The sequence below is a fragment of the Rubinisphaera italica genome (genome assembly GCF_007859715.1).
GTDB classification, from domain to species: domain Bacteria; phylum Planctomycetota; class Planctomycetia; order Planctomycetales; family Planctomycetaceae; genus Rubinisphaera; species Rubinisphaera italica.
In genome coordinates this window covers 3,219,129-3,240,871 of sequence record NZ_SJPG01000001.1, presented here as the reverse complement: position 1 = coordinate 3,240,871, position 21,743 = coordinate 3,219,129, and the positions used below count along the sequence as shown (strand labels likewise).

The 21,743-nt window shown below is 48.2% G+C and carries 19 protein-coding genes; 11 read left to right on the top strand and 8 right to left on the bottom strand.

Annotation, left to right across the window (positions count from 1 at the left end):
- The first annotated feature begins 343 nt into the window (after positions 1–343).
- From Pan54_RS12045 to Pan54_RS12030, 4 genes are all read left to right on the top strand, one after another.
- Positions 344–1,216 (top strand): SHOCT domain-containing protein, encoded by an 873-nt coding sequence (locus Pan54_RS12045; RefSeq protein ID WP_146503717.1) that lies wholly within the window; start codon positions 344–346, stop codon positions 1,214–1,216.
- Between the two features lie 70 nt (positions 1,217–1,286).
- Entirely contained in the window at positions 1,287–2,018 is a 732-nt protein-coding gene (locus Pan54_RS12040) for a sulfotransferase family 2 domain-containing protein (protein WP_146503716.1), read from the top strand.
- Between the two features lie 93 nt (positions 2,019–2,111).
- Positions 2,112–2,426, top strand: a complete 315-nt coding sequence (locus Pan54_RS12035; RefSeq protein ID WP_146503715.1) for a hypothetical protein — start codon at positions 2,112–2,114, stop codon at positions 2,424–2,426.
- 66 nt (positions 2,427–2,492) lie between these two features.
- The gene (locus Pan54_RS12030; protein ID WP_146503714.1) at positions 2,493–2,765 is read left to right on the top strand and encodes a hypothetical protein; all 273 of its coding nucleotides are present in this window, start codon (positions 2,493–2,495) and stop codon (positions 2,763–2,765) included.
- A gap of 14 nt (positions 2,766–2,779) precedes the next feature.
- On the opposite strand, the gene Pan54_RS12025 is transcribed toward Pan54_RS12030, so the two are convergent.
- Positions 2,780–3,466: a rhamnogalacturonan acetylesterase gene (locus Pan54_RS12025; RefSeq protein ID WP_207310124.1), complete on the bottom strand. Its 687-nt coding sequence runs from the start codon at positions 3,464–3,466 to the stop codon at positions 2,780–2,782.
- Positions 3,467–3,684: 218 nt separating this feature from the next.
- Here Pan54_RS12025 and Pan54_RS12020 point away from each other — a divergent pair, with 218 nt between their 5' ends.
- From Pan54_RS12020 to Pan54_RS11990, 7 genes are all read left to right on the top strand, one after another.
- A complete protein-coding gene (locus Pan54_RS12020) occupies positions 3,685–4,680 on the top strand; it encodes a DUF6807 domain-containing protein (RefSeq protein WP_146503713.1) in 996 nt (331 codons plus the stop codon).
- 61 nt (positions 4,681–4,741) lie between these two features.
- Positions 4,742–5,923: a MalY/PatB family protein gene (locus Pan54_RS12015; protein WP_146503712.1), complete on the top strand. Its 1,182-nt coding sequence runs from the start codon at positions 4,742–4,744 to the stop codon at positions 5,921–5,923.
- A gap of 170 nt (positions 5,924–6,093) precedes the next feature.
- Positions 6,094–7,485 (top strand): serine/threonine-protein kinase, encoded by a 1,392-nt coding sequence (locus Pan54_RS12010; protein WP_146503711.1) that lies wholly within the window; start codon positions 6,094–6,096, stop codon positions 7,483–7,485.
- A gap of 280 nt (positions 7,486–7,765) precedes the next feature.
- Positions 7,766–9,034, top strand: coding sequence for an alkaline phosphatase D family protein (locus Pan54_RS12005; protein ID WP_449314305.1), 1,269 nt, complete (start codon positions 7,766–7,768; stop codon positions 9,032–9,034).
- Entirely contained in the window at positions 9,035–10,267 is a 1,233-nt protein-coding gene (locus Pan54_RS12000; RefSeq protein ID WP_146503709.1) for a phosphonoacetaldehyde reductase, read from the top strand.
- A gap of 228 nt (positions 10,268–10,495) precedes the next feature.
- Positions 10,496–11,350, top strand: coding sequence for a phosphonoacetaldehyde hydrolase (gene phnX, locus Pan54_RS11995; RefSeq protein WP_146503708.1), 855 nt, complete (start codon positions 10,496–10,498; stop codon positions 11,348–11,350).
- 188 nt (positions 11,351–11,538) lie between these two features.
- Positions 11,539–12,840, top strand: a complete 1,302-nt coding sequence (locus tag Pan54_RS11990; RefSeq protein ID WP_146503707.1) for a DUF5690 family protein — start codon at positions 11,539–11,541, stop codon at positions 12,838–12,840.
- Between the two features lie 45 nt (positions 12,841–12,885).
- Here the strand turns inward: Pan54_RS11990 and Pan54_RS11985 are convergent, their stop codons facing one another.
- The 7 genes from Pan54_RS11985 to Pan54_RS11955 all read right to left on the bottom strand — a co-directional run bounded on the left by Pan54_RS11985 (position 12,886) and on the right by Pan54_RS11955 (position 21,325).
- The gene (locus tag Pan54_RS11985) at positions 12,886–14,289 is read right to left on the bottom strand and encodes a sulfatase family protein (protein ID WP_146503706.1); all 1,404 of its coding nucleotides are present in this window, start codon (positions 14,287–14,289) and stop codon (positions 12,886–12,888) included.
- A 13-nt stretch (positions 14,290–14,302) separates the two neighbouring features.
- The gene (locus Pan54_RS11980) at positions 14,303–15,811 is read right to left on the bottom strand and encodes a tripartite tricarboxylate transporter permease (protein WP_146503705.1); all 1,509 of its coding nucleotides are present in this window, start codon (positions 15,809–15,811) and stop codon (positions 14,303–14,305) included.
- 24 nt (positions 15,812–15,835) lie between these two features.
- Positions 15,836–17,167, bottom strand: coding sequence for a tripartite tricarboxylate transporter substrate binding protein (locus tag Pan54_RS11975; RefSeq protein ID WP_165441745.1), 1,332 nt, complete (start codon positions 17,165–17,167; stop codon positions 15,836–15,838).
- Between the two features lie 8 nt (positions 17,168–17,175).
- Complete coding sequence (locus Pan54_RS11970; protein ID WP_146503703.1) at positions 17,176–18,747, bottom strand: outer membrane protein assembly factor BamB family protein; 1,572 nt, start codon at positions 18,745–18,747, stop codon at positions 17,176–17,178.
- Positions 18,747–18,956 carry a hypothetical protein gene (locus Pan54_RS11965; RefSeq protein WP_146503702.1) on the bottom strand — a complete coding sequence of 70 codons (210 nt, stop codon included), beginning with the start codon at positions 18,954–18,956 and terminating at the stop codon, positions 18,747–18,749. The genes Pan54_RS11970 and Pan54_RS11965 overlap by 1 nt, the downstream gene beginning before the upstream one ends.
- Positions 18,957–19,800: 844 nt before the next feature.
- On the bottom strand, positions 19,801–20,190 hold the full coding sequence (locus Pan54_RS11960; RefSeq protein WP_146503701.1) for a hypothetical protein: 390 nt from the start codon (positions 20,188–20,190) through the stop codon (positions 19,801–19,803).
- A gap of 178 nt (positions 20,191–20,368) precedes the next feature.
- Positions 20,369–21,325, bottom strand: a complete 957-nt coding sequence (locus tag Pan54_RS11955) for a DUF1559 domain-containing protein (protein ID WP_146503700.1) — start codon at positions 21,323–21,325, stop codon at positions 20,369–20,371.
- Between the last annotated feature and the right edge of the window lie 418 nt (positions 21,326–21,743).

Sequence of the window (21,743 nt, the reverse complement as noted above, 5' to 3'; positions counted from 1 at the left end):
AAGCGATCAGTTTTCAATGTAATTGTTTCTTTTCACAATATGAAAATCTGGTTATACGAAATGAGTTAGCGAATAAATGAGGGGTGGTCTGCGGTGTCTTTGGGACAAATTGTGCGGAATCCGAAAATGCCCCATTCTCGGGCTGGCCTGAAGGCTTGTCGGCTCCATATCCCAGAGGATCTCTGACCAGTAAGCCGAAAACTCATCAAATCTGAGTCATACAGCACCTTCCCCTGTCATCGTTCTATGGTTAGAATGGGGAGTTGAGAGAGACTGGTTCAATAATACCGCAGTTAATTTCAATTACAAATGCTCGATAATACCTCTACACGAAGATCAATCAATGCCCACTCTTTCGGATGCTGGAACTCAACTTGTTAACACATTGTCTCAACGACATGGTGTTTCTACTGACGCTGTCACTCACATGTTGATAGCCGTACAGAATGGTAATGGGTCAATGGCGCAGTTTAATCACCCGGAATTCGGTGGATGCGGGCAGTGGATGCGTGGTGGGATGACAATGGTCAGCGACCTGTTCAACAACCATTTGAAATACCGTGTCGACAGTATCTGTAACGATATTTCCAACGAACTCGCCAACAATCAGTTAACACCTTTTGCTGGATCCTTTCAGTCGCAAAGCCAGAACGGATCGAATTCTCAAATGCAGGCTGGTGGGGCGATGGGATCGGCCAACAGTCTGTTTGTTCCCGATCCTGAAGCCAACTGGTGGCCGCAGGATTTGGGGGCTCCCAATGCGGTTGGCTCTCAAAACAATGTTCGTTATGCCTACTTTGCCAACTCGCGACGACTGGCTGTAAAAACGGGTAGTGACATCTGGGTTTACGATACCGGCGACCATCAAATCGGCGGCTTCTCCCAGCAGCAGGGAGCAGGAGGTTCGATTACGTTCACAAGCCAATATGGAGTTGTGAATCTTTCAACATTGCCCGTGATCTCTCAAAATGGCGTCACTCCACCAGCTCCTGTAGTTCCTCAACCTGTTGCCGAACAAAACTCCTGTTCGACACCTATTCAAAATGAAGAATCTGTTTCGATACCCCTCAATGCAACCAACGATTCGATACCTGCATCATCGAGTGGAGACGATATTCTTGCAATGCTGGAACGACTCGGTGGGCTTTGTGATAAAAACTACATAACGAAAGAAGAATTTGCTGCCAAGAAAGCAGAATTGTTGAAGCGTCTTTAATCATTATTTATTCTCTTCTGCAGGATTGGAGAAATTTAAGAACTCTCTAGACAGGGATCGTGAGCATTCTATGGCTGGTTCCATTCAAGCCGGTGTCAGGTTATCCAATATACAGCAGGTCACTCCTAAAATTGTGCACATGCATATTCCCAAGACGGCTGGGACGTCAATAAAATCAGCTTTTGTGGCTCACTATGACCTTTCGAGAGTTTGCCGGGCGGTTTTAGAACCCGAGTTTGCTGAAATCAATCCGGATGACTATGACTTTTTCACCGGCCATATTGGGTTTGACCTGGCCAGTCAATTTGGACATCCGATTGTCAGTGTGCTGCGGGACCCGATCGATCGTTTCATTTCGGTCTATTATTATTGGCGTCAGTTGTATGAAACAGAGAATCGTCGGGACCCGGGCATCGTTGCCGCTCACTCGCTGAGCCTGGATGAATTTGCCGAACGATTCGACGAATCGAAATTGATCCAACAATTCTACAATCAGATGACTTGGCAATTCGCAGGAAGTTTTAACCTGAATGATCGCCGCAAAAGAATTGAACTCACTCAGGCTGAAGTACTGGAACTGGCGCAGGCGAACATGCAAAAGTGTGCCGTCGTTGGGCGTAAGGAAGACCTTCCAGGCTTTGTCTCCGATTGTCGCAAAACGCTGGGCATCGAATTGGATATCGACAAGTTGAATGTCACTGCGAAGCGTCCACTTATTGATGAAGTACCCTTGTCGACTCGCCGTCGAATCGCCCAGTGGGTTCCGCTCGATCTGGAACTCTACTGGAGTCGGTTAAAGTAATTCAACAAATTCTCCGGATCAATTTCCTCGACTCGATCACATTGGGGGATACTTTTATTCGGTTTTCCATCCAGTGAATAAATTTTTGACTTGATGGAAAATGGAGTCCGATTTTTGGGGATGGGAGTTCCCAAGGAGACTTTTGAACAAGCTGGTCGACAACAGTTTATTGAATTGCTCGCTGCAGGTTTGCTGCCAGAGTCGCGGGTTCTGGAATTCGGTTGCGGATGTCTGCGAATCGGCTACTGGTTGATACGGTTCCTGGATCCTGAATGTTTTTACGGAATCGAACCAGCAAAGAATCGCGTGGATCATGGCCAGGAATATCTTTTCTCACCGGCGATGCTTGCGGAGAAAAAACCGCAGTTTGATTACAACGCTGTGTTCGACAGCTCTATGTTTCAATAGCAATTTGATTTTTTTCTAGCACGATCAATCTGGACTCATGCCAGCAAACCTCAAATTGAAGCGACGTTGGATTCTTTCGTGCGGGATGCCAGCGAGTCGGCTGTTTTTCTCGCTTCTTATCTTCCGTCTGAATCTCCCGCGGATGACTACATGGGAGATCAGTGGGTGGGTACCAGCCATGAAAGTGACGAGCCTGGGATTGTTCGTCACTCACTCGTATGGATTCAATCGCAATGTCTGGCCAGAGGTCTTGTCATTGAAGAACGGGAGGGGCTGGATTGCGATAGCCAATGCTGGTTGCACATCCGCAGAGAGTCGCCCCCAACCCAAGCGGAGTAATTGTCCTCGCCGAATCATTTCAGATTGGCAGTGATTTCTGGAGCAACGGTTTTCAATTCTTTAAGGATCAAGTCAGTAGTGGCCTCGGCTCCTTTGGGGCTAAAATGAGTCGTGTCGGTTTCACTGAAGTTATATTCTGCGGTCGCTTCAGGTCCGATTTTGTTGTGATGAGCAATACTGATCGCATGCAGGTTGATGAATTTGACATCTTGTTCTTCAGCAACGGCTTGAGCCGCCTTCTCGAAATCGGTCAAATTGCCTTTGAGCCCAGATTCCCGAAGTTGAATTTTCCCATGTTCATCAAAATTGCGACGAGTCACCGAGCTGAGAACAATTGCCTGGCCTCCAGCCTCAGTCACACGTTGCACATAAGAAGTCAATTTGGTTCGGTAGGCGTCTGTGCCATATCTCTTTTGGTCGTTATGTCCGAATTGAATGAGAACGTAATCTGGCTTCAGTTTCAGAAGCTCGTCCAGCTTATGAGAAATCGATTCCAGAGTCGCCCCGTTCTTCGCATAATTCAGGACCTGTGTTTTATCGTTGAACCGTTTCGCAAAAGCAGGTCCCCAGCCGGAAGACGTTGCGACAGTCGAATCCCCAATCAAGCCAATTTTTAAGACATCCTCTTGAGCAGAAGCAGCCTGAATGTTCGTGACAAGTAAAGTCAGAAGCATCAGTGCATTCAATTGATTCATTTTCATATTGTTTTTCTTCGATGGCTTTTGCTTAAGATATTTTTACGAACATTAGATTTCGTAATGAAGTCGTCAGAATCGATCGGCCCTATTTTAAGTCACTGAATCCATTTCAGGCAAACCGATCCGCTTTAAAACCCAAATTGTCGGCCTGCCTTCAGTTGTTCCCAGCGACTGATTTACTCATGATGTAGATAACACTTTACTCGAAATCAGGAATAAAAATGTCAACATTACTACGAGTTCTACTCTGCCTTGTTCTGTTTGCCAGTTCTGCCTATGCAGATTTCAAAATTGAGAAAACCGACAATAATGGATTGCGGATCTCTCATGATGGGAAACCATTTGCAGAATATGTGGTTGACCAGGGGAACAAGCCCTATCTCTGGAGGGTTTATGGCCCGACAGAGAAATTGATGACGCGAGCTTACCCCATGGAAGACGTCGAAGGGGAGCGAAAAGACCATCCTCATCATCGTGGAATTACATTTGGACATGAGGGGATTAATGGAGTCGATACCTGGGCGGAAGAAAAAACGTTTGAGAATTATCTGGAGAATCCAAAACGAGCAGAGTGGGCACAAGGTCGGTTGGATGCTCTAGGGAAAATTGTTCATCGTTCCTACGAAGATGTGACCGCCAATAAGGATTATTGCCGATTCATTGAGATCTGCGATTATGTCGACAGCCAGGGGAAAAAGATACTGGAAGAAAAACGGACTGTCACCTTTCGAGCCAATGCTGAGCAGCGGATCATTGATTTCGATCAGGAATTGATCGCCAGTGAAGGTCAGCTGCATTTTGAGGATAAGAAGGACTCCGGTCTTTCCATTCGGATCCCAACCTCGATGGATGTGGATTCCAAATTAGGAGGGACCATCATCAACAGTGAAGGGCAAACCGACAAAGAAGCTTGGAGCCAGCCCGGGAAATGGTGCGACTACAATGGCCCTGTTGATGGTGAGACTGTCGGTGTGGCCATTTTGGATCATCCCAATAGTTTTCGTCACCCGACCCGTTGGCATGTTCGGTCCTATGGATTATTTACAGCTAACCCATTTGCATCCAAACAGTTCAACAGCGCAAATCCCGATGTCGCTTTTGATCTCGAAAAGGGAGAAAACATCAAACTTCTGCACCGCTTTGTCCTTCATAAAGGAGACGAAAAAGCAGGCAAGATCGCCGAAGCGTATGAAGCATATGCCAGCGAACCTCGGTAAGTCTTAATCGCTTCGTATTGCAGTTTAATCCTATCAAATTCCAGAAACCCCAAAAAGTTTTATGTCCGAAACCGACTTCGATTTTAATAAACTCCCTGAGCGACGTGGCACCGGCTCCGTCAAATGGGAACGTTATCCTGACTATATTCCATACTGGGTAGCGGATATGGACTTCGCCTCACCGGATTGTGTCGTTGAGGCGATGCAGCACAGAGTTGAGCATGGTGTGTTTGGCTATGCTCATCCGCACAAAGGCTTAATAGAAGCGGTATTGGATTATTTGTCTCGTGTGGATGGAGTGAAGATTAGTGAGAAATCTTTGGTCCATTTGCCTGGTATGGTTCCGGCTTTATCGCAGGCTTGCAGAGCGTTTTGTCAACCTGGCGATAAGGTCATGATCAATTCGCCGGTGTACTATCCATTCTTCAAAGTGGCAGCTGATGCCGGTGCGAGTGTGATCGATGTTCCACACATCCGCGATGAAGTGACCTGGCGATTCGACTGGGACGCCATGGAGAATGCAGTCACTTCGCGAACGAAAGTGCTCATCCTCTGCAATCCTCAAAATCCACTCGGGCGAGTTTTTAGCAAGGAAGAAATTCTCAAGCTTGCGGAGTTCTGTCAGCGTCATCAACTGGTTCTCGTCGCAGATGAAATTCATTGCGATCTCATCCTTGAGCCGGATCAGGTCCACTTCAGTGCCCTCAAGTTGCCAGAAGAGTTGCGGAAGAGACTTATCACGCTGAAAGCACCTAGTAAAACATATAACATTGCCGGGTTGGGATACTCTTTTGCCGTAATCGAGGATGATCAACTTCGTAGCGATTTCAACCGGGCACGTGGTTGTACAATGCCCGAGATCAATGTGCTGGCAATGGTAGCTGCCGAGGCTGCCTATCGAGACGGAGAACCATGGCGCCGGGATCTTATTGAATATCTACGAGAGAATCGTGACGTTCTGGCAAGTTTCATTCGTCAGGAAATGCCAATCTTGAAAATTCATGAGCACGCAGCCACATATCTTTACTGGATTGACTGCTCAGAACTAAACCTCTCCAACCCTTGTCAATTTTTTGCTAAAGAAGCCGGTGTGTTTCTGACTGATGGGGAACCTTTTGGCAGCCGGCAGCACGTTCGATTTAATTTTGGCTGCCCTCGCGACCACATGCTCGCAGGGCTTCAGAAAATGAAGGGTGCGATTGACCAAAAACTCGCCAGTTCAAGTGGACTCCAGTCAACTTAATCCTTTGTTTTTTGGAAGTCCACTAATTTCAGGTTGGATTGAGCACGAAATCACATGTATTCTAATTGGTGTATATTAATGTGTGCATTTGAACTGTTGAGTAACTGCCACCTTCCTCCGTGATTTCAAGATTTGCTCAATCCTGTTCGGAAGGATTTCGAAAGCAAGTAATGTCGATTGGCCCCGCTGAACATACTGTAATCGGACCTGGAGAAGACAACTCTGAAACTCCGGCTCCGATGTCTGTCCTTTCACCCGGCGAGAAGCTCGACAAATTTGAAATCGTCCGAGAACTCGGACGCGGAGGCATGGGGGTCATTTATCTGGCTAGAGATTTGACTCTCGACCGACAAGTCGCGATTAAGGTGCTCTCGCCACAATTTTCGCGTGATAAATCTTCGCTGGGACGATTCCTGACCGAAGCTCGATCAGCCGGACAGTTGAATCATCCGAATGTTGTCAGTGTGTATGAGGTTGTTCAGCGTCCTGAGTTCGGGACGTATATTGTGATGGAATATTTGCCGAACGGCTCTGTGGCAGAACGGCTGCAAAACCGGGTTCCCAGTGATACAAAATGGGCGACTGCGGTCGTTCTGGATGCAGCGAAAGGGCTGGCAGCTGCTCATGAAATTGGGCTGACGCATCGGGATATCAAACCTGCCAATCTGCTCGTTGCCGATCATGAAGTGGTTAAAGTGGGAGACTTTGGACTTGCCAGAGCCCAGCGAGTTGAGGATGCACGCTTAACTCAAAATGGTCAGATCCTGGGCACTCCTTATTTTATGAGTCCCGAGCAATGTGTTGGCAAGGAAGTGGATGCCAGGAGCGATCTCTACTCCCTTGGTGCCACTTATTTCACACTGCTTGCAGGCGTCAGTCCATTCGAGGAATCGGGATCGACGATGGAAATAATTGTCGCCCATGTGAATCGTCCTGCTCCGAATTTAGCGTCGCTTCATCCAAAAATTCCAGGCGTCTGTTCACGAATTGTAGAGCGGGCTCTTTCGAAAAATCCTGATGATCGTTACCAGACCGCTGAGGAAATGATTGCGGATCTTGAAGTGATTCTACCCATACTGGAAGAAGGCACCGCGAGTGTGACTTTCAGTTATCGCGGCGGAAAGACAAATAAGCTGGACTCACTTGTTCTGCCCAGCGAGAGAAAAGATCCCCCTTCGAGCGGCTCAAGGTCATCGATTCTTTCACGGATGACAAGACGAACCTCTAAGAATTCTGACTCGCAGATTTCTCGAGATTCTGCATCTCGTCACTCAGCAATTCAACTTCATTCCTCGCCCTCTTCAGCTTCAAAAAGTATTGCAGAAAAGAACTCGTCTTCCGATGCAATTGCTAGTCATGAATTGCAAAAATCAGGCTCTCCACTAAACCGAGTCGTTGAATCGCCTGATCACGATCGCGTTCGGGAAGATGTCTTTACCGTTGAAGCTGGCAATGTGATTCTCGCCTGGCCAACTGGGATGACTTCTCAGGAAGTCGATGGAATAGAGCGATGGTTCGAATTAATGATCGAAAAGTTACGGCACAATTCCAAACCTCAATAGATTACAGAGGATGGAGACGAATAGGCGCTTGGTTAGGACTGTTTGACGTAATGGATGTTTTCATCAGGCTTACAGTCAATCTGCATGTTGATCTTAACTGAATCTTAATGGAAACAAAGTTGATTTATAGTCAACTTTCAGCAAGAATGGTGCAAGATCAGCAAAGCTAAAAAGAGTTCAATCGATTCAGGTCCAGTTTGATCGTTGGTCAACAAGTGCAAGTTCAATGTGCCAAGCTTAAGAGGTCAGTTCGTTGTCACAAAAACTCAATCGGCGTTCAATGTTGGCGGTATCAGCGGCTTCTTTCTTGCCGCACTCGCTCCGAGCGGCTGAGTCGGAAGTTTTGTCTGGCGTTGGGCCGATGGTTGGGCACGTGTCGGAAACTTCTGCGAAGATTTGGTTTCGGCCGGATCAGCCAGGGCAATACAAGCTGTTGGTTTCAACAGAGGACGGAGAGTCTTACGAGCGAGCTTTTCAAGCAGAGGCGAGTGAAACTCAGGATCTTTGCATCACTTGGGTTGTGACCGATCTGAAACCGGAGACTCACTATCAGTATTCGATCATTGGCAAAGGTACGAAGAGCACTGAAGTCAATACTTTTGTCACTGCTCCGAATGCCAATTCGAAGAAGAAAATCTGTCTGGCATTCGGTTCCTGTGCCGATATGGCTTCCATTCCACTCTGGACTCAAATGGAAGAGCGGGGATCAGAAGGTTTAGTCCTGTTGGGAGATACTCCTTATATCGATACGACCGACCTGAAGACTGCTCGCGAGAAACATCGTCAGTTTCTTACGGTTCCCGAGTTGGCCAAACTGATTCGTCATATTCCTACCTGGGGAACGTGGGACGATCACGACTTCGGTCGTAATGATTCCGATGGACGACTGCCGGGCAAGGAAAACACGCGTCAGGCTTTTGTTGAGTATCGAGCGAATGACCAGTTCGGACAAGACAGCCAGGGTATCTACACAAAATTCCGTTATGGACCAACTGAGGTTTTTCTGTTGGATACTCGCTGGTTTTCCCGCACGGAACCATCGCCCGTTGCACCTGATAAACCAACTCTGCTTGGAAAAATCCAATGGGAATGGCTCAAGGAGTCGTTACGTTCATCGGATGCAGAATTCAAAATTATCGCATGTGGCATGATTTGGGACGACAAAGAAAATACAGAATCAGACGACTGGGGCACGTATTCTCATGAACGAGAGGCTCTATTTGAGTTTATCGGAGATCAGAAAATTTCCGGAGTTGTGCTGATTGGTGGTGACATTCACTGCTCGCGCCTGTTGAAATATAAGACAGAGGCACAAGTCGGATATCCCATTCACCAATTCATTGTTTCGCCCATTCATCATCGGACCATTCCGAAATTGAATGTGCCTCATCCTGATTTGATCAAAGGGGCAGCTATTCCGCATGTCTGGTTGCGACTGGAAGTCGATTCCACCAGAGAGCCTGCTCAGCTCCATGCCGAGTGGGTGCAGATGGATGGACAACCGATGTGGGATATCACGCTGGATGAAACAGAATTGAGGAGAGACTGAATGAATCAGACAACAACTGAAAGCAACGACTCCAGCCTGGACTGTTTCTTATTTGAAGAGTTCATTGCCCAGCCTGATTCGAAGAATCACTCTCAACAGGTTTACTTGTTTGAAAACGCGTTGAGACAACTGGATTCTATTCTGAAGAAGCGGAGTGTTCGCCGCATATTCCTGGTTCTGGATGAAATGGCTTGGAGGTCGTCTGGGGCAGACGAAATTCTCGATCCTGTTTTCGCAACCCGGCAGGTCACACGCTTCACGAAATTTGAGCCCAATCCGAAAATAGAAGATGTCGAACGCGGGATTGCCGAATTCCGTCGTCAGGAACACGATTTGATAATTGCACTGGGAGGAGGAACCGCGATCGATCTGGCCAAGATGATCGGCGCGTTCTCCTGTCAGCAGGAACCGGCACGGGAACTGGCAACGGGTGCTGCCTCGTTAAGAGGCCTTGGCCCCGCACTCGTTGCCATTCCGACCACTTCCGGCACCGGCAGCGAAGCGACACATTTCGCTGTCGTGTATGTCGATGGTCAGAAATATTCTGTTGCCGAACCGTCTCTACTTCCCGATATCGCTATGATCGATCCTTTCCTCACTTGGTCTCTACCTCCCGCAATTACTTCGACAACGGGACTGGATGCCTTTTGCCAGGCGATGGAATCAATTTGGGCGGTGGGGGCAACTGAGGAATCGATTGGGTATGCCACTGAGGCGGTCGTACTGGCTTACAAAAACTTGCCGCAGGCAATTCACGATTCCACTCCAGAATCTCGACTGGCAATGTGCCGGGCTTCACATCTGGCGGGGAAGGCGATCAATATTGGCAAAACGACACTCCCACATGCCATCTCGTATGCCATCACTTCCGAGTATGGAATTCCCCACGGCGCAGCCGTTGCGATGACTCTGAGCGGAGCATTAGCCTTCAACATGGGCGTGACGGAAAAAGACTGTCTCCATCCTCGCGGCTCCACTCATGTCAAAAAACAATTGAAAAAAATTCTGGATCTGTTGGGAGTTGCGGATGTTCAATCTGCTTGCCTGGCGATCCGGGAATTTATGAATCGCGTCGGCTCTCCTGGCACTCTCGAGGAAGCGGGAATTGAAACGGAAGAGGAACTCAAACATCTAGCCGCTTGTGTGAATCTCGAACGGATGTCGAATAATCCCCGAACCGCCAGTCCGGAAAATCTGCTGGAAATTCTGAATGGCGAGATTTTTCGGAACTAGGACAAAATTGCCTCCACGCAATTCCTGAATTCTGAATTCAGTTTCTAGCATATTTTGGGGACCACAGAGTCACAGAGAGCACGGAGTGATCTGTGCGTGTAGTCTGATACGATTTTGATTGGGGCATCCCAAAAGAATGTAATGTGATTCTCTGTGACCTCTGTGTCACTGTGGTTTTCAATTCTTTTCATGAATTTAACCATCAACTAAAAATGAAAGTCATAACGAATGAATTCTGAACGATCCCAAGTCCGCCTCGTTGTTTTCGATTGGGCGGGAACGACTGTCGACTTTGGTTCTCGTGCACCGGCTACTGCTTTTCGAAAAGTGTTTGAAGCTCATAGCGTGATGGTCACTGATGATGAAGCCAGGAAGCCGATGGGGCTGAACAAGCGGGAGCATCTCAAGTCGATGCTGAGTGAAGCTGACATTGCCAAACGCTGGGAAGAGCAACATGGGAACTGCTGGACAGAAGCTGATGTCGATCAGATGTATGCTGATTTCGTGCCGTTCCAACTACAGGCGATCAAAGAAACGACGAAGCTTGTTCCTGGTCTAACGGAAACGGTCGATCAACTGCGTTCACAGGGAATTGTGATTGGTGGTACAACAGGATATTTCCGAGAAGCCGCTGAAGCAGTCGCAACTACTGCCGAAGCAGCAGGATTTGTTCCCGAAGCAAACGTCTGTGCCGACGATGTTTTGCAGGGACGTCCTGCACCGTGGATGATTTATGAAATTATGCATCAGGCCCGCGTTTACCCGGCCACTTGTGTGGTCAAAGTTGGAGACACAATTGCTGATATCGAAGCTGGACTTAATGCCGGTTGTTGGTCGATTGGCGTTTGTGACAGTAGCAGCATGACGGGTTTGTCTCATGAAGAATATTCGCAACTCTCTGCAGAGGAACGAACTACCAGACTGCAACAAACCGCTGAGCAGTTTTTAGATGCGGGAGCACATGCCGTTATTGAAACACTCTCCGATCTTCCTGAGTTGATTGCATCGATCAATCAGCAGTTAATCCAGAATTCACAACCTTGTGTTATTTCTCAAACTGCCATTGAAATGACATCGAATTAAATTCAATGAACAGGAAACAGGGTGGCGGGGGCGCTCTCGAAGAGAAGCCCCCGTGTCGTAGAACGTCCGAGGTCTTCCGCTAAAACGGAGCGCCCCCGCCACCCTTGTTTATTTTGATTTCATCAAAATTCATAAAGCGTTCTTCACTCCTGTCCAACCTTCAGAAAAGCACGAAACCAGAATAACTCATGAGTGATTCGACACTCTCTTCAACTCATGCCGATCACAATCGTTCCTTCTGGGCAATCTGGTCAGTGATTGCGGCTTTCGGAACTTACTTTTGCATGTATGGTTTTCGCAAACCGTTTACAGCTGCAGGGTATGCCGAGACCGAACTTTGGGGCATCGGCTTTAAGACAATTGCCGTGGCCACTCAGGTCATTGGATATATGCTCTCGAAGTTTATTGGGATTAAAGTGATCGCCGAGATGGCTCCTCAAAAACGAGCGATCGCGATTCTAATGCTGATAGGAGCAGCTGAATTCTCCCTCGCTTTATTCGGACTTTGCCCGCGCCCTTGGAATGCGATCTTTCTATTTGGTAATGGACTGTCGCTGGGGATGGTGTTTGGTTTAGTGCTCGGTTTTCTGGAAGGCCGTCAATTAACCGAAGCCCTCGTGGCGGGGTTATGTGCCAGTTTTATTCTGGCTGATGGTGTGACAAAAACTGTTGGAACCTGGTTGCTGAATTCCGGTGTGACAGAAGACTGGATGCCTTTCATGGCAGGGCTGGTTTTTCTGGCTCCCTTGTGCATTTTCGTCGGTATGCTGACACGAATTCCGCCGCCGAACTTCGATGATTTAACGGATCGTTCGGAACGTCACATCATGACGCGAAAAGAACGCTGGGATCTGTTTCGTCGATACTCCGTCGGTCTGACTTTACTTGTCGCTGTCTATGTTCTGGTCACTGTGCTCCGCAGTATTCGAGCCGATTTTGCTCCCGAGTTGTGGCGACTTCTCGGCGAACCAGCCGCTGCGGAAACCTTTACGAATTCGGAAATTCTTGTCGCAATGGGAGTTCTCGTTGTGAATGGATTAGCCGTTATTATTCGAAACAATCGGCTCGCATTTTTTGTTTCTCTGGGAACCTGTTGCCTGGGTTTTCTGATTATTTCAGGAGTCTTACTGGTTCATCAAACCGGCCAAATTTCTGCGTTTCCATTCATGGTTATGATCGGCTTTGGACTTTACCTGCCGTATGTCGCTTTGCATACAACCGTTTTTGAACGCTTGCTGGCCATGACTCGCGAACGTGGAAATCTCGGCTATCTGATGTACCTGGCCGACGCGTTCGGATATCTCGGCTATGTCATCGTCATGATCAGCAGAAACTTCTATCCGGACCCGGATACGTTTTTGCATTTCTTCATCATCCTATGCTGGATCGCTATCGCACTCTCGCTGCTCTGCCTGATTGGCACCTGGTATTACTTCACCGACCGGCGTGTGAAACCTGCAACTCGCATCGCGATGCAACATGCAGACTGACGCCCGATCTTTACTGAAACCATTTTGAAATAGTTCAGTGTCTTTCTACATCGGAGCGATTCGAGTCGATCCCATGTCGGTTGTGAGTGTGACGTGAGCATTGAAACTCTCGTAGATCAATTGATGTTTGATCTGTTCGTGTTCTGTTGAATTCCAGAGGTCGCAGAATTCCCAGGGGTCCGTCTGTAAGTCATACAGTTCTCCCAGATCTTTGTCGTGATAGACACAAAGTTTGTAACGCCTGTTGCGGTACATGGTTCCGAAGGTGCCGGTTCCACCAGTGAAATGGGGGTCGAGAGCATCGAAGTATTCAGAGCGTACGAAATCCCGATGATGCTGCGCATCTGACTGCCCGGTGACTATTGGGATTAAAGACTTGCCTTGCATGTATTCAGGTTGTTCAATGCCTGAAATATCGAGCAGGGTTGCTGTGAGATCGAGGAGTTCGACGAGGGCATCACTCTGGATGTTTTCCTCATAATGACCGGCCCATTGAAAGATCAATGGCACTCTGACCAATCCTTCATAGAAACGACATCCCTTGTACATCAAACCATGATCCCCGAGCGATTCTCCGTGGTCGCTCGTAAAAATAATCACAGTATTCTCTCTCTGACCTGTCTCATCGAGATATTGCAGGATGCGGGCAAACTGGTCATCAATCTGTGCGATCATCGCATAATAATCCGCTTGCTTTTGCCTGGCATCGTGCTCTTCGGGAGTGCGGATTTCATCCTGAAAGTCGAGGGCTGATAATCGTTTCTGCTGAGCAAGATCGCTCTCTTGAAAGTATGGACCGGGCATTGCGGAAGGATCGAAGCGGTCTGCGTACTCCTTGGGAGGAATGAACGGGGGGTGAGGATCATAGATGCTGATATTCAGAAACCAGGGAGTATTCTCGTCCCGTTTATTTTTCAGGAATTCGATGGCACATTCACTGGCCCATGTGGTTTGATGAAATTCGGGGGGAACACGCTCCGGGCGATTTCTTAACTCATTGAGATTTCCTCCCAAAGAACGGACCCACTCTGCATAATGATGTCCTTCTTTCCAGTCATCTCGCGGTGCATGGCTGAACCGCCAGTAAGAGAAGCCATCATCCAGTCGCGGTTCGGTGCGATAGCCGGAACTTTGTAAATGGAACTTACCGATCATTCCACAGTCGTACCCAGACTCTGCGATTAATTTGCTGATCACCGGAGGAAAGCCAGGAAAGCTCTCATTACCATTGCGGGTATTGTGCAGGCGAGAGGGATAGAGTCCCGTCATGAAACTGGATCGAGAGGGAGTGCAAATGGGGCTTTGACAATATGTGTGTGTAAAGCTCACACCGGCTTCAACCAGTTTGTCGAGCGTTGGTGTCTGCACATAAGGATTTCCCAGTGCGCCAATCGTATCGAAGCGTTGCTGATCGGTGCAGTACCAGAGGATATTCGGTCGGTTTGCCATGAGTTTCCTGAAATTACGCGGACTCTGAATTCTGAATTATCGATGCTGGGCTCTCAATATTGCGTCTGCGACTGTGTTTCCAGAGTGACCAGCAGAGCAGGGTGAGGGCACAACTTGTAAATAACAACGAGATCGGACGAGTGAACAGTGGCCAATAACTGCCTGCTGTCTGCATGAGGCCTTCGCAGAGATGTTCTTCCCCAATGGGAGCGAGCACAAATCCGATGACAAACGGAGCTAGCGGAAGTTTGGCTTTTTCCATCAGGAATCCGACGATTCCAAAACCAAGCATAACCCAGACATCAAACATTCGATTTGCTAAGGCATATGAACCGACCACACAAAAGGTGAGTATCACAGGGACGAGAAAAGCCGGGGGAACTTCCGCAAGTTTCGATAACCATTTGAGAGTACAGAGCATGAACGCGAACATAAATATGTTGGCGAATAACATTGTCCCCATGATGGTATAAACGACTTCCGGATTTTGTTCAAACAAGAGGGGCCCCGGTTGTAATCCATGAATCACGAAGGCTCCCAGCAAGATTGCATCGATGACACTCCCCGGAATGCCTAACGCGATGAGGGGAATCAACGCGCCGCCAACTGTCGCATTATTGGCGGCTTCCGAGGCGATGATGCCCGCTTCTGCTCCCTGTCCAAACTCCTGCGGATTCTTGGAACTGTTCTTCGCCGCCGAATAGGCAATGACAGAACCGATATTGGCTCCGATTCCTGGCAGTATTCCAATAAACGTTCCGATCACGGATGAGCGTAACATGTTCAGAAAATGCTTTCGCCAATCATTCAAGGTCAGAAAAATACCCTCTGTAGAAACGACCAGCTTTTGAGTGGGTTGATGAATCTTCAAAATTTCGGAGAAGATTTGATTGACTGCAAACAGTCCAATCAAAACTGGCAACAACTTGAAACCATCATTGAGTTCATGAAATCCGAAAGTCAGTCGCGTGTGTCCTGTCGCGGGTGATGCACCGGGCATCGCTGTTAAAATTCCCAGGAACCCTGCCAGCAGACCTTTCGATAACGACTCTCCACTGATCGAGGCAATCAAAACCATCGCCATCAAAACCAGAGAAAAGAATTCAAACGGGCCAAGCTGTAACGAGAATTCAGCCAGCGGACCCGAGAGGAGAATCAGGAAGCACCAGGAAATGATTCCTCCCATTAAGGACGCGGCAACTCCCAGTCCGAGTGCTCTCCCGGGGCGCCCTGCCTGAGCCATCGGGTAGCCGTCCAGTGTCGTCATCATCGAGGCCGGAGTCCCCGGAATTCGTAACAGCGTCGCGGTGATCAGTCCGCCACTCACCGAACCGACATACATCGAAACCAGTAAAACGAGGGCGTCACTACCCGACATAGAAAACGTCAATGGCAATGAAAGTGCAATCAGCATCGCGCCAGTCAAGCCGGGGATGGCCCCGACCATAACTCCGAGAGACGTTCCCAGCATCATCAGCCCAATGGCTTGCAGAGACAGCAGATTGCCTGCGAATTCAAACATGAAAGGAGCAGATCTCCGTGAGCGCTAGGGGAGGTCGATAATAAAAATCTGAGTGAAAATGTAGTGTAAGCCAATGCTCAACATCAAAGCCAGTCCTACCATACTCGTAACAGATTTGAGATTGAGGTGTGTCAGCAGCAGACCAGTCACAATCACATACCCCATCGTCGCCAGTTGATATCCAACCCATTCGAATTGCATGAACAGGACATACAGACAGGTCAATAAAGCAATTGTGATCGCCAACTTCCATGGAGGTGCAACAGATGCAGGCTCACTGTCACTTTCGATTTTTGCAACTCGCCGGGACAGGAAAGATTGAGAGAGAACATAGAGAGTGAGAGCAGCGACGGCAGCGAAGATCATCAATGGAACGTTTGGTAAGGCAATGGTCGGTCTCTGCGAAACTCTTTGGATGCGAACGGTGCGATCTGCCAGATTTGCCTGAAGTGCATTGCCAGTGAGGACGATTGGCTCGATTTGCAGCTGACTCAATCTTGATTTCACTTCAGGCGTTTGCATCGCCTGCTGAATCACATTCGTCATGGATTCCATTTTGTCTATTGATGTGCCTTTGGGAGCCCACCAGAATTGCATATTACTGGAAATCACGTCGAAACCCTGTTCGGTTGCAGTCATCAAATCTGGAGCGGTTGCATCACGTTCCTCTCCCAATAATGCCAGAGCTTTCAAACCCGAATCTCTGAACTGAATGTATTCGGCCATCGATAAGGCAGTGACATCCGCATGGCCACCCTGCAGACCAGCAAACCGTTTCGCACCCCCACCAGATTGAACATAGCGAAACTGGCTTCCCGGAGCGGCGTTTTCAATCATCAATCCTGCAAAGTGGCTGGGGGAGCCAAGACTGCACGAGAACAACAGCGTTTCCGGCTCGCTTGCCGCTTTCTCGACGAGGTCCTGCAATGTGTGAAATGGAGAATCGCCAGCCACGCAGATCACCATGCCAGTACGGCCGGTTCCACAGAGGGGCTCAAAGGCATCGGGACCGAAATTGGCAAGTCCAGCACTTTGAGAGGTGAGAATTCCCTCATGCAGTAACAACAGAGTGTACCCATCAGGACGTGCATTCTTCACACGTCTGCTTCCCACGGTTCCACCCGCACCCGGCACGTTAATAATCACAAGTGGTTCAGGAAGCAGATTGTAGTCTTCAATCGCTTTCTGAAGGATGCGGGCGAATGTATCACTACCTCCCCCTGCTGCGAAAGGAACAATCAGTTTGATGGGACGCTGTGGATAGGCGGCCTTATCAGTTTGAGCACTCTGATCGCACCCTGAAAACAACATCAGGAAAATCGCAAGTAGCGATATCGTTCGGACTGGAAAGGGCATCGAATTTCTCATTCTCCAAGCTCTATGCAAATCACTTCTTTCATAGTGCGGGTGTACAGACAGCCGTTTGCGAATGTCGGTTGCGTCAGTGACCAGGTCTGGCCTGCTGGTCCGAGATCGTTGATGGAGAGGAGTGCGTTCTGATCGAGTCTCTTGGCGTTTCTGTCGAGCACATACGTTATCCCGAGCATTGTCGTGAAGTAAATGCAATCACCAATGGCAATGGGGGTGGCTGCTGAAACATGTCCCCAGCCCGTTCCTTTGGAGCGTGCATCGACTTTTCCGATATCGACGCCGCGCGAGTTCAGCGAATCGTTGAGCAAGGCTTTGTCCCAGAGATATTCTTCTGAACCATGAACATTTCGAACCACTTGCAAGGGGACTTCGAGATATTCCACATGACCAGTTTCGACATCGATACGTCCGATGCAATGCGACTCGTGAGTCAAAAAATAATGGTACGATCCTACAAGCAAATTCGCCATTTTTGTTGTGGGAGTTTCGGCAGGTCTGCGATTGATTTTCAGGGAGGTGTCTGATTCCGTTATGTATTCGCCGACCTCGCGGTCGAAGCGGCAAAGACTGACATTCTGATCAAGCGTTTGCGATCGGAGGAGTTGGCCTGTCTGGGTGTCGAGAACCAGATGTTGATTTCCGTGAAACCAGCAGCAATAGGTTTCATTCCATGGTGACGTGTAGTGAGCACTTCCTTTAGGGATTTCATAATTCCAGATTTCTTCACCAGTTCGTGGTCCATCCAGAGCGGTAAGACTCATGCCGTATGGCATTTCCAGCGGAGCATGTCCCCCTCCACGACCATGTAAAATGGCTTTTCGCCCATCTCGTAGTATTCCCATGGTCGGCGTATTGTGGATCGAAGTCCCAGACTGATCAGTCCATTTCAGTTGACCAGTGAGTTTGTCGTAAGCATGCAGACAGGTCCAGTACTGTTTGAGATCAGTTCCAGGAGGAAACTTCCCGTGCATGCCGACATCGGCTCCCTCCTTATTTAGGACTTCCACGTAGAGTAGCGTGTCTTCATAGAGGATTGGTTCGAATTGGCGGCTGTGATGTCTTGTCCTTGGTGCCCATTTTCTGGACCAGACTTCCCGACCATCGAAGTCCCAGCACCCCATCATGCCACTGGCGTTAAAGAACCAGACATGCCTGCCGTCTGTCACAGGTGATGGGGAAGTGGAATCACTGAAAATTCCTGCATATTTGAGGGGATTCGTGCCGGGAAGATTGATTGACCAGAGTATTTCACCGGTCTTTGAATTCAGGCAATACCCGACGGCATTGGCCCCTTGAGCGGGTTGAGGTGAGTCAACTGGCCAAGGTTCGTTGATTGTTATGAAGAGGTAATTTCCCCACACAATTGGAGAACTTTGCCCTCCTTCAGGGAGGGTTGTCTTCCAACGAATATTCTCGTTGCGAGTGACACTCCAGCTTATGGCCGCTTTGCCCTGTGAGTGTTGATAGTTTCCTTCCGGTCCACTTGCTTGAGGCCAGTTTGAGGATTGCGCAAAACAGACCGAACAGAAGAGAGACTGCACAATAATAATGACAGCAAACTTCATCAGGGAGTCAATTCTGAAATCGTGCCGACGCTGTTGCTGTTGTGGTCAACACCCTCAACATCGAAGACTTGAGAGATTGAAAACAACAGAATTGCAAGCGGTATCGGAGAGTTGATATGTAATTGAGGTTCAGGAGTGATCACTCCTGAACCAGCACCAGCCATTACAATTGGCAGGTTATCTTTCTTGTGGCCGTTTCCGTCTATCATGTCGGATTCGTACAGCACAAGAGTCTTATCCAGTCGTGTGTCATATTTTTCTGATCGCTTATGCGAAGGTGTGCCTCAGTCGGAACGGCAGTACTTCTTAATCGTCTGGTGAATTCATCAATGCCATCAAATGGGGATCGTACTGAATCCTAGAGCGTCATTTGACCAAGATAGAATGCGTAACTGACGAAGCCGTTATTGAAATCTTTCGGCTGTTCTTTCGTCCCGACCAGAAACATGTTTTCCGATTCGAATTGCACTTCCATTGGTGCGAAATGGATCACTCAATCAGACATTGATTAATGAGTGAGAATAACAGATCTCTGATGTGAATAAAAATGTTAAGGCTTCAACCTTCTCATTTCTCAAAGATTGCAAACGATACAGACGGGATGATTGTTATCGTTGAGTTGATTACAGGTAATAAGCGACGAACCCTGAAGCAATGGAATTGCTTAAAAATCAATAATATTCATTCCGAGCCACCAGGCAGAGGATGGATCGGTGCAGATAATGCTTAGTTGCTTAACCTGGTGCAGAACCGGGGAAGAATTGTCGGTGAACAGGAGTGGAAAAGAGAGGTAAGGTAAAACCAAACGACGAGTCCGCAGGTCAGTCCTGCAATTGCCGCCTGCCCAGTTCCTTGTCGGCGTGCCGAATCATGGTGAGATTCCAAAATCGATTCCGCTACAGGTTCTCCAAGGGAACCGTCAGGTTATTTCTCAAAAGAAAAATGAGGCCGATCAACGTATTTAAAAGTTGGTACGGTTTCAACCTAAAGTGCGTCGTACGCCAAGCCGTCAGATGCCTGAGAAAATAACTGTCAGCAGTTGAAAAAAACGAATTATTTTTTCAACTGAAAAAAGAAATCATTCGTACCATCGGCAGAAACGGTTTCTGTGAGTGTTGACTGAGCGTTGTATTTTGAGGGCAGCATTTCGCCACCCGGCTCTTCATCGGTTCCTTCCAGTTTGCTGATCCGGACGATATGCGAACCGATGATCGCCCCTTCGTAGTCGGCATTGTACATCAGCGTAAAAACGCCATTTTCGTCTGTCCTGCCGAGCGAAGTGCGTTGGCTTCCAGTTTCCGCTGCTTGCTGCGGTGAAAAAGAAACAGCCGCTCCTGCGAGTGGTTTACCCAGATATTCGACCATGCCGGTGACGGGAACCAGCATCGGAATCGGGTCGCCACTTCCTCCACATCCGGTGAAAGCAACTAATCCACAAATCATGCTGATTCGGGCAAATAAGCTAAGAGATGTCTGACGCACGCTATTCATTGGTTACCTGTAACTGTTCCAGTTTAAGTATACGGTAGCATGATAACACGAGATATCATGTGAATGAAAAATCAAAGTAACAGACGAAATTGACTGTTACCCTGACTGATTTTGTGAAAATCTTAATGCGTTACAGTTCGCCAATTACTTCGCCACCATTGACAGAGATCAGCGCCTGAACGGTAGCCAGATTCGCGTTTTCACTTAAAAAGCGAACAGAGCCATCGCCCATCACCATTTGTCCGCCACCGGTATGAAAACTTCCTGATCCCCAAGCGTAAGAGAGAGGACTGGAAGAGTTATAAGGGACATTCAACGCATAACTTGCATTACCTGGCTGTATAAAAAACGTCCAACTCGCATTGTTCCAGAAAGGACCGTAGCTCGTGGAAGTTTTGATGAGTGGTGTTTCGATAAAGATCATCGTATTGCTGGTGCCATCTACCAGATCCCGCATTTTCGCAGAACCGTTGGGGCCGAGTGCACCTTTCGAGGAACTTGTAGCCGATCTCCATGTTCCACTCCAGCCTGCTCCATTTGTATGGGCAACGACGCCATAACTTGTACGGTAAGCACCCAGGGAATCATATGTGCCACCGGCGCTGCCTGTGCCTACATCAGCACCCGGATCGGAAGGGCAGCGAAAGACCGGAATTTGAGAATTCACAATATTAAATTGACGGGTAGTTGCCGAAGTGATCGTGTAAGAACCGATTGTCGCGTCACACCCGCTGTGCCTACCCGTACCGCTTGGCAAGCTAAAGTTGTACAAATCGTAAAGTGAACCCTGCTCGAGAAAAGGAAGCAACATCTGGTAGCAAGTGTGATTGAGAATCTGACCGCCCTGTTGCATGAACTCTTGACAATCGTCCAGGCCTGCATGAATGACGGCAGGGGGGAAAACGCTGTGTACATCGTGGTAGTTGTGTAATGCCAAGCCAATCTGTTTCAAATTGTTTTTACAGGACGACCGTCGGGCGGCTTCGCGGGCTTGTTGCACTGCTGGCAGCAACAGGGCCACCAGAATGGCAATGATTGCGATCACGACCAAAAGTTCGATCAGGGTGAATCCACGTCGTTTCAGCATCTAAGTACTCCATACGCCAAAGCTGTAGCCAAGGCAAAAGATAAAGAAGGAAGAAATCAAAAAGAAAACCGTCTCTGATTCGAACAACATGGTATTGTCTCGAATGAGACGAAAAGACTTTAATTGGAATTATTAATGAAGCAAATCCCGTACCATCAAAGTTATGGCCAAAAATTGCTGATTTTGGCTGAGATTTATGGCACTTATGATATCAGGAGATAACAATATTTTGCGAGTTGCTCTTATATTGAGCATTTCCGCTCAACAGTTCATCGTTTTTGTCTTATGTCAATGTGTTGTTAAGTGCAAATGCTTGCTATTGTTTATCCATCATCATTGCGATCAATTCTTAGACAGGAGTGCGTCAGGCAGTGTCTGATCTGCATGGAACAACTCAAATATGGGGACAGAATGATAC